Genomic DNA, 5,527 nt, shown 5'->3' on the forward strand with positions numbered 1-5,527 from the left:
CGCGCCGCCGCGGCGCAAGCCGACACCGAACGCAGCGGCGGCTTCACGCGCGGTCCCCTCCATGGGATCCCCGTTGCGCTGAAGGACATCTACGAGACCGAGGGCGTACGCACCACCGGCCATTCGCATCTGCTCGCCGACTACGTGCCGACGGTCGACGCCGAGACGGTGCGTCGCCTCAAGGCGGGTGGCGCGGTGATCCTGGGCAAGCTCGCGACGCACGAGTTCGCCAACGGCGCGATGACGCCCGACCAGCCGTTCCCGGCGGCACGCAACCCGTGGAACCTCGACTACCAGCCCGGCGGCTCGTCGAGCGGCTCGGGCGCCGCGGTGGCCGCGGCGCTGTGCATGGGCGCGATGGGTTCCGACACCGGCGGCTCGATCCGCAATCCCGCCGGCTTCTGCGGCACCGCCGGCCTCAAGCCGACCTACGGCCTGGTGAGCCGCTGCGGCATCTATCCGCTGTCGTTCAGCCTCGACACCGCCGGCCCGCTGACCTGGACGGTCGAGGACAGCGCCCTGATGCTCGACGTGCTGGCCGGCCACGATCCCAATGATCAGGCCTCGGCCAAGGCGCCCAGGATCGACTACGGCGGGTCGGTGCAGCGGTCGATCAAGGGCATGCGCATCGCGCTGGCGCGGCACTGGTACGACGGCGTCACGCCGGACATGGACAAGGGCATCGACGAGGCGGCGCGCGTGCTGCGCGAGCTCGGCGCCATCGTCGAGGAGGTCGTCTTCCCCGACATCTGGGACTATCACATCTGCGGCCGTGTCATCATCACCGTCGAGGCGCACGCCATCCATCGTCGCGAGGTGATCGAGACGCCGCACAAGTTCGGCTACACGACGCGGCGGCGCTTCCAGCTCGGCGCCTTCCTCAGCGCGGAGCAGTACCTCTCGGCGCTGCGCTTCCGCCGCCAGCTGCAGCTCGACACGCGCGCGGCGATGCGCGGCTACGACCTGGTGATGACCGCCAACCACTGGGGCGCGCCGGAGACCTTCAAGGAGCCGCAGCCGATCTTCCACTTCCTCGGCAAGCCCTCGCTCACCATGCCGTTCAACGTCACCGGCCAGCCGGCACTCACGGTATGCTGCGGCTTCGGCAGCGACGGATTTCCGCTGTCCTTCCAGCTCGCCGGCCGGCCATTCGACGAAGCGAGCGTGCTCGCCGCCGGCGCCGCCTACGAACGCGCCACGCCGTGGCGGGGACGAAGGCCGAAAATCTGAACTCCTCCCCACGAAGTGGGAAGGTGTCCGCGTCTTCGCGGACGGAGGGGGCATAGTCATGCGGACCGCGGGCGTCCCGCCCGCTCATGCTCATGACATGAGCGGGCGGGACGCCCGCGGTCCGCATGACTATGACCCCTCCGCCTGCCTGCGCGAAGCCGAAGCGGCTTCGCTTCGGCGAAGGCAGGTCGCCGAAGACGGCGACACCTCCCCAGCGAAGACGCTGGGGAGGAATATGAATCAACACCCGATCTTCCTGGCCAGCTCGATCATCGACTGGCCGACGGCGTCCCACTCGCCGTCGGCCTTGAGGTCGGTCTTCTGGTTGGGGCCGTGCTCGGTCGGACGGTGGACGAAGCCGGTCGACAGGCCGCACTTCTGCGCAGCTTTCAGGTCGCCGTTGTGGGCGGCAACCAGCATGACCTGGTGCGGCTCGAGGTACATCGTCTTGACCACGCCAAGGTACGCTTCCGGATCGGGCTTGTAGTGATGAAAGGTCTCGCCCGAGAAGCAATGGTCCCACGGGATGCCGCCGTTCTTGGCCATGTTGATCAGCAAGGCCACGTTGCCGTTACTGAGCGTCGCCACGACGTATTTCTTCTTCATCATGCCGATGCCCTCGACCGAGTCGGGCCATGGCCGCAGCTTGTGCCAGAGACGGGTGAACTCCCACGCGCCCTGCTCGCCGGGATGTTTCAGGCCACGCTTGGCCAGCAGCATCTGGAAGGCTTCCTTGTGCAGCTCGTCGATGTTGGTCCACGGCAGCTCGCCCTTGCGCACGCGATGCATCTGCGGCTGGTAGAGGCCGCGCCAGTCGTCGGCGAAGCTCGTCCAGTCGGTTTCGAGCCCGTATTTCCTGCCCAGGCCAGGCAGGTCCTCGATCAGGCTGCCGCGCCAGTCGACCACGGTTCCGAAGACGTCGAAGATGCAGACTTTCAGGTCGGCGAGAGATTTGGCCATCGGTTTGTTCCTCCGTTGCCCCTGGAGCACATGCGGCAACAACTGACTTCACTGCGTGCATTCCCGCTTGGGGCGCACCCGCGCGCCCCAAGCGGAAATCGCTCCAGTGTGGCGTCCCGCGCGCCGCTTGGGTAGGGTCGCGCCATGGCCGACAAGCCCGACACGGTGCCCGGCACCGACAACAAGCCGCGCTGCCGCTGGGCATCGTCCGATCCCCTGTACGAGCGCTACCACGACAAGGAGTGGGGCCGCCCGCTCAGGGACGACCACGCCCTGTTCGAGCTCCTGACCCTGGAGGGCTGCCAGGCCGGTCTCTCCTGGATCACCGTGCTGCGCAAGCGCGAGCATTACCGCAAGGTCTATGACGGCTTCGATCCGGCGAAGATCGCGCGCTACACGCCGGCCAAGCTCGAAAAGCTCCTGGCCGATCCCGGCATCATCCGCCATCGCGGCAAGATCGAAGCCAGCGTCGGCAACGCCAAGGCCTACCTCATGCTGCTCGAGCGCGAAGGCTCGTTCTCGAAGTTCCTGTGGAGCTTCGTCGACGGCAAGCCGATGAGGAACAGCCGCAGGAGCATGAAGGACGTGCCGACGCGCACGCCGGAGAGCGACGCCCTGTCCAAGGCCCTGCAGAAGGCCGGCTTCAAGTTCGTCGGCTCGACCATCTGCTACGCCTTCATGCAGGCCTCCGGCATGGTCGACGACCATGTCGTGGGCTGCCATCGCTATCGGGAGTAACGTTTGACCAAACGCGTTTTCATCGCCGCGCTGGGCACCGAGACCAACCAGTTCGTGCCGTTCCCCACTGGCTTGCGCGGCTACCAGGAGCACGGCATCTGGCGCGGCGACGCCACGCGGCACGAGCCGACCAATTTCACCGCGCCGCTGCATGTCTGGCGCAAGGCGATCGAGGCGCGCGGCTGGACGGCGATCGAAGGCCTCGCCACCTTTGCCGCGCCGTCCGGCACAACGGTGCGCTGGGTCTACGAGAGCTTTCGCGACGAGATCCTCGACGGCATCAGGTTGGCGCTGCCGCTCGACGGCGTGCTGATCAACGTGCACGGCGCCATGGTCGCCGACGGCTACGACGACTGCGAAGGCGATCTTCTGGCCCGCGTGCGCGCCATCGTTGGCCCCACGGTCGCGATCGGCGCGGAATTCGACCTGCACTGCCATCTGACCGCGCTGATGCTCGACAGCGCCGACGTGCTGATCGGCTACAAGGAATACCCGCACACTGACACGATGGAGCGCGCCGCCGAGCTGTTCGCCATCATCGCCGACACGATCGAAGGCAAGGTGAAGCCGGTGATGGCGCGCCACGACTGCCGCATGATCGCCCAGTACCGGACCTCGGTGCCGCCGATCAGCGAGTTCGTCACCCGCATGAAGTCCTTCGAGGGCAAGGACGGCATCCTCTCGGTGTCGCTGAGCCACGGCTTCGCCTTCGCCGACGTCGAGGATGTCGGCACGCGCACCCTGGTGGTCGCCGACCGCGACCGGGCCAAGGCGCAGGCACTGGCCGAGCAGCTCGGCCGCGAGCTGTGGGACAACCGCGAGCGCTATGCCACGAAGTACCTGACGATCGGCGAGGGCATGGAGCGCGCGGCCTCGCACAACCAGGGCCCGCTGGTGCTGGCCGACCGTGCTGACAATCCCGGCTCGGGCGCGCCCGGCGATTCCACCTTCCTGCTTCAGGCCCTGGTCGAGCGCGAGATCGGGCCGGCGCTGTTCGGCGTGATGTGGGATCCGATGGCGTTCCGCATCGCCGAGGAGGCGGGCGAGGGCGCGCGCCTGCGCATGCGGCTCGGCGGCAAGTCGGGCGAGGTGAGCGGCCCGCCGGTCGATCTCGACGTCACGGTGAAGAAGATCGCCCGCGGCGTGCGCCAGCCCTATGGCCCGGTCATGGTGCCGCTCGGCGACATGGCGCTGCTGTCGTCGAAGAATGTCGACGTGGCGATCTGCACCCTGCGCACCCAGACCTTCCACGCCGACGCCTTCAAGGCGGTCGGCGCCGACCCGGCCGACTATCGCGTGGTCGTGGTCAAGTCGGCGCAGCATTTCTACAACGGCTTCGTGGGGCTCGCGAAAGAGATCCTCTACGTCGCCTCGCCCGGCGCCGCCGACCCCGACGTGACCCGCTGGCCCTACACCAAGCGCAAGACGCCGTTCTGGCCCAAGGTCGCCGATCCGTGGGCGTAGTCTTCTCCCTCCCCGGCGTCTTCGCCGGGGAGGTGTCGCGTCATACGCGACGGAGGGGTCATGGTCTTGCGGACCGCGGGCGTCTCGCCCGCACATGTTTATGCCGGGGGGTGACGCCCGCGGTCCGTAAGAACTCCCGAAACAGAACGACCCCGGATTCCTGCGTTCGGTGCGTTCGCTGCGTTCGGAGCCTTTTGAATCAAGGGGTTGGCCGAACGCAAAAGAGCGGCCGTGATGGGTCGTTGCGTTCGGGCCGGCGTTTTGCGGCCGGGTCAATTGGCCGCGGGTCAGGCCACGCTGTCGCGCTGCCGTCCTCATCGGCAAACGCGGAGAGTCGGCCCCGAATCTTGCGTCCGTTGCGTCCGTGCGTCAGTGGTCTTTGAAATCAAGGGCTTGGAACTGACGCAAAGAGGAGAAGCTGCGTCAGCCAAGTCGGTTTCCGTCAGTGGGACGGCATTCAAGGTGGTGTCTTTCGGTTTGCAGGCAGTTCTGCCCCACCCGCTATCACGATGCCGAACGAGCGGGCAGAGAGGCGAGCCGAGATGGTTCGCTTTTGCGGCCACGATCTTGTGCAATCACGTGACGTCACCCTGCACAGGAACCACCCTGCACAGAAAGCAGGCTCACAACATCGGCGCCAGCGCCTCGCGCGTCGCCTTGCCCTCAACCACGGGCACGACCTCGAACTCGACCACGTCCTGCCAGTCGGCGATCCAGCGCTGGAACAGGGTGACGTCGTCGGTCTCCATGAGCTGGAAGCAGCGGCCGAGGTCAGCCGACACGTAGCTGGCCACGAATTTCAGCCCGTCCGGCAGGCCGCGGCCGGCGTCGCGCAGCTTGCGATAGACCGCCTTGCCGTCCTGGTTCCGGAACTTTTCGACCACCATGAAGAGCATGTCCCACCCCTTTCGAGTCCGCTACTGTAGGCTGGCAAATTCGAGGGGAGCGACATGAAGATCGCCGTCGTCGGCGCCGCCGGGCGCATGGGCCAGATGCTGGTGCGCCGCATCGCGCACACCGAAGGCGTGAGCCTGGCCGCCGCCAGCGAATCGCCCGACAGCAACGCCATCGGACGAGATTCCGGCGAGGTGGCGGGGCTGGATGCCAACAGGATCAGGATCGGCGGCGACAGCGC

Annotated in this window: 5 protein-coding genes and 1 pseudogene; 4 read left to right on the forward strand and 2 right to left on the reverse strand. The window is 67.2% G+C overall.

The genetic code is table 11. From position 1 onward, the window contains the following. Positions 1–1,230, forward strand: a 1,230-nt coding sequence (locus tag AB7O82_RS37000; RefSeq protein WP_428621781.1) for an amidase, incomplete at its 5' end; no start/stop codon positions are given. 240 nt (positions 1,231–1,470) lie between these two features. Here the strand turns inward: AB7O82_RS37000 and AB7O82_RS37005 are convergent. Further along, positions 1,471–2,190, reverse strand: a complete 720-nt coding sequence (locus tag AB7O82_RS37005; protein WP_428555759.1) for a haloacid dehalogenase type II — start codon at positions 2,188–2,190, stop codon at positions 1,471–1,473. Positions 2,191–2,334: 144 nt separating this feature from the next. On the opposite strand from AB7O82_RS37005, the gene AB7O82_RS37010 reads away from it, so the two are divergent. Beyond that, positions 2,335–2,928 (forward strand): DNA-3-methyladenine glycosylase I, encoded by a 594-nt coding sequence (locus AB7O82_RS37010; protein WP_428555762.1) that lies wholly within the window; start codon positions 2,335–2,337, stop codon positions 2,926–2,928. Between the two features lie 3 nt (positions 2,929–2,931). Further along, a complete protein-coding gene (locus AB7O82_RS37015) occupies positions 2,932–4,392 on the forward strand; it encodes a M81 family metallopeptidase (RefSeq protein WP_428555765.1) in 1,461 nt (486 codons plus the stop codon). Between the two features lie 623 nt (positions 4,393–5,015). On the opposite strand, the gene AB7O82_RS37020 is transcribed toward AB7O82_RS37015, so the two are convergent. Then, positions 5,016–5,279 carry a DUF3303 domain-containing protein gene (locus tag AB7O82_RS37020; RefSeq protein WP_428555768.1) on the reverse strand — a complete coding sequence of 88 codons (264 nt, stop codon included), beginning with the start codon at positions 5,277–5,279 and terminating at the stop codon, positions 5,016–5,018. 63 nt (positions 5,280–5,342) lie between these two features. Here AB7O82_RS37020 and AB7O82_RS37025 point away from each other — a divergent pair. After that, positions 5,343–5,527 (forward strand): annotated as a pseudogene (locus tag AB7O82_RS37025) (4-hydroxy-tetrahydrodipicolinate reductase); the annotation flags it as partial.

This window comes from Reyranella sp., assembly GCF_050185545.1.
Lineage (GTDB): Bacteria > Pseudomonadota > Alphaproteobacteria > Reyranellales > Reyranellaceae > Reyranella.

Excerpts from the sequence above, each read along its gene's own strand:
- AB7O82_RS37005 (WP_428555759.1), bottom strand. The coding sequence starts at position 2,190 with ATGGCCAAATCTCTCGCCGACCTGAAAGTCTGCATCTTCGACGTCTTC.
- AB7O82_RS37010 (WP_428555762.1), top strand. The coding sequence starts at position 2,335 with ATGGCCGACAAGCCCGACACGGTGCCCGGCACCGACAACAAGCCGCGC.
- AB7O82_RS37020 (WP_428555768.1), bottom strand. The coding sequence starts at position 5,279 with ATGGTGGTCGAAAAGTTCCGGAACCAGGACGGCAAGGCGGTCTATCGC.